Here is a 3,107-nt window from a genome sequence, read left to right as displayed (position 1 = left end):
TTAAGCATATCGCGAGTGACAAGCGTAATGCCTTTTTCAGAAACACGAAAGCCGTTTGCTATATCCTGCTCTTTATCATAACCGATAATTAAGCCTGCCGGGATATTGCAGTTACTGTCGACAACCACACGGAATAATTTACAGTGCTCACCAACATGGCTGCCATGCATTAATACCGATTGTTCAACGAGACTGTGCGAGTGTGTATGAACACTTGAGAATAGCAATGACTTACGAATTGTTGAACCCGAAATGATACAACCGCCGGAAACCGTTGAATCAACAGCCATACCACGGCGTTGATCATTATCAAAAATAAATTTAGCAGGCGGAAGCTGCTCTTGATATGTGAAAATCGGCCAGGATTTATCATATAAATCGAGTTGCGGCTCAGGCTCAACCAGCTCCATATTTGCTTCCCAAAATGAATCTATGGTACCGACATCTCGCCAATAAGGTTGATTTGTACTATCTGGATCTTTAAAAGCAAAGGCAAAGACATTATGCTTTTCGATGATTGATGGAATAATATCATGGCCAAAATCACGGCTGGAGCCTTCTTTCGTATAATCGCTTAACAGCTGTTCGAATAAAAATTCAGTATTAAAAACATAATTACCCATCGAAGCTAAACACTGCACCGGCTTGCCTGGTATTTCATTGGGCTGTGCTGGTTTTTCACCAAATGCGATAACTTTATTGTCACTGTTTACAGTCATCACACCAAAGCTGCCTGCGGCTTCTTCCGTTGGAACTTCAAGACAACATACTGTCATATCTGCATTGTTTTTTACATGCTCTGCTATCAGAACACCATAATCCATGCGATACACATGATCGCCAGATAAAATCAAAATATATTTAGGACGCTCAGCACGAATAATATCCATGTTTTGATACACAGCATCAGCAGTCCCTACATACCAGTCATCACTATTACGTTGCGATGCCGGCAATATTTCCACAAACTCTGATAAATTGGCCTTAAAACTTCCCCAACCGCGGTTAATATGGCGGATTAACGAGTGTGACTTGTATTGAGTTGCAATACCTACGCGCTGAACACCTGAGTTGACACAGTTTGATAATGGAAAGTCGATAATACGGAATTTACCGCCAAAATATACAGCGGGTTTAGCACGCCAATTAGTTAACTCGAACAATCGACTGCCTCGACCGCCAGCTAAAATTAATGCATAAGTATCTTTAGTAAGGTTACTAATATTCCTATCATTATCGTGCGTCATAAATGAATCTCCATGAATTTTAAATCTGAAATTAAGGGGTATTTGTTGTGTCTGAAAATCAATGAAATTTACTATGCAGATGGGCAGAAATGGCTGTGTTGCAGCTCATCACTTCCAAGCCAATTTTAATACTCATTGTCTTTAATAGCGGAGCAGGGCGGTCTTTGTGCCTATCTCTGAGTTTCCGCCAGGTATAAGCATCAAAGAATCACCTGTAGCTAAATGCTATTACTGCTTATTAAAAAGGAACCATTAAGCTCCTCTTTATTAGTTATCCTCAAATAATATGAAACATTATTTTCTTTATTGTTGAATAACCCTATTACTAGAGTAAATCTCGTCAAAAAACTTGCTATAAATCGAGTAGATATTGTGTAAGCTCGTTTCTTAAAGGCAGCGCCGTCATTGCGCCTTTTTGAGTGGTGGCTAAAGCACCACAGCCGTTTGCCCATTGCACCGCCTTGTGAATATGTTCAATGTCACTCCATCTATTGCTTTGTGCAAGATAAGAGATTAATCCACCGACAAATGCATCTCCGGCACCGGTAGTATCAATTGGTTTTACAGCTTTCCCTGCAATCAGCTCTTTTTCGCCCTGAGTGATAACCAATGCGCCTTTTGCACCCTGAGTAATTAGCACCAGAGTATTTTGGAACTTGGCTATGGCATCTAAACCTGCCTCTAAGGTATCAGTCTCGGTTAAAAATAATAATTCATCATCGGAGAATTTAACTACATCAGCCATTGCCGCCGCCTCTAATACCACTGATTTAATTTCGCTTTGATCAGCCCAGACTTCATCACGCAGGTTGGGATCAAAACTAATAAATCCACCAGCTGATTTTATTTGCTGCATCGCCTGGAAAGTACTGCTTCGGCTGGGTTCATTAGCCAGTGCAATGGAACAAACATGTAACCACTGATTTTCTGCAAAAGCTGGAATATCAGTCGGTTGCATAAATTGATCTGCACTTGGCTTGACCATAAAAGTAAAGCTGCGCTCGCCTGTATCGTCTAAGTCAACGATTACAGTGGAGGTGCGCTGCGATTCATCAAGTAACATGAAATCAGTATTTACCCCCTCGTTAGCAAGCGTTTTTTTCATAAAGCGACCGAGCGGATCCTGGCCGACACGACCAAAAAATGCGCTGTCGCCACCTAAGCGAGATACAGCAACCGCAACATTAGCGGGGGCACCACCCGGACATTTTAAATACCTATTTTCGTTATCTGGAATTAAATCTACAACTGCATCGCCAGTAACCCAAATTCTGTTCATAAGAACCCCTTTGTTTTTATAGAGAAAAACCAGTATCTAATTAACAATACTGGTTTTCTAATTAATGATTAAGAAGTGAGATTATGCTGTCGCTTCTTTCATTTCTTTTACTTCTTTTACATCTTTCGCTTTAGCACGTGCACCAAGTACGATGGTTAGAGAAAATGCCACTGCAAACGAAATCAGCATGCCGGCAATATAAGGCATAACGTCTTCTGGACGGATAGAGATGATGCCCGGCAGACCCGCTGCGCCTAGTGCTCCTGCTTTCACATTAAACATTGTGATGACCGCACTTGAAGTAGCTGCTGCAATGATAGCTGCGATAAACGGGTAGCGAAGTTTCAAGTTCACACCAAACATCGCAGGCTCTGTAATACCCAGTAGCGCAGTAACACCTGATGGAATTGCAATACCTTTAGTTTTGATATCTTTCGTTGTGAATCCGACAGCTAATGCTGCCCCACCTTGCGCAATATTAGACATTGCCGCAATAGGGAAGATAAATGTACCGCCAGTGACAGCCATATCAGCAAGCAGTTGTATTTCAATTGCGATAAAGCTGTGATGCATCCCTGTGA

The 3,107-nt window shown here is 41.6% G+C and carries 3 protein-coding genes; all 3 read right to left on the bottom strand.

Annotated elements, in window-relative coordinates:
- Positions 1–1,247, bottom strand: a 1,247-nt coding sequence (gene glgC / locus AC4GME_RS18365) for a glucose-1-phosphate adenylyltransferase (RefSeq protein WP_490379999.1), incomplete at its 3' end; no start/stop codon positions are given.
- Between the two features lie 352 nt (positions 1,248–1,599).
- Entirely contained in the window at positions 1,600–2,526 is a 927-nt protein-coding gene (gene cscK, locus AC4GME_RS18360) for a fructokinase (RefSeq protein WP_490379998.1), read from the bottom strand.
- 81 nt (positions 2,527–2,607) lie between these two features.
- A partial coding sequence (locus tag AC4GME_RS18355) for a PTS transporter subunit EIIC (RefSeq protein ID WP_490379997.1) occupies positions 2,608–3,107 on the bottom strand: 500 nt, incomplete at its 5' end.

Source organism: Psychromonas sp., assembly GCF_983033635.1.
This window is presented reverse-complemented; position numbering and strand designations above follow the sequence as displayed.

What these genes read in the sequence shown, in the direction of transcription:
- cscK (WP_490379998.1), bottom strand. Translation starts at nt 2,526, where the DNA reads ATGAACAGAATTTGGGTTACTGGCGATGCAGTTGTAGATTTAATTCCA.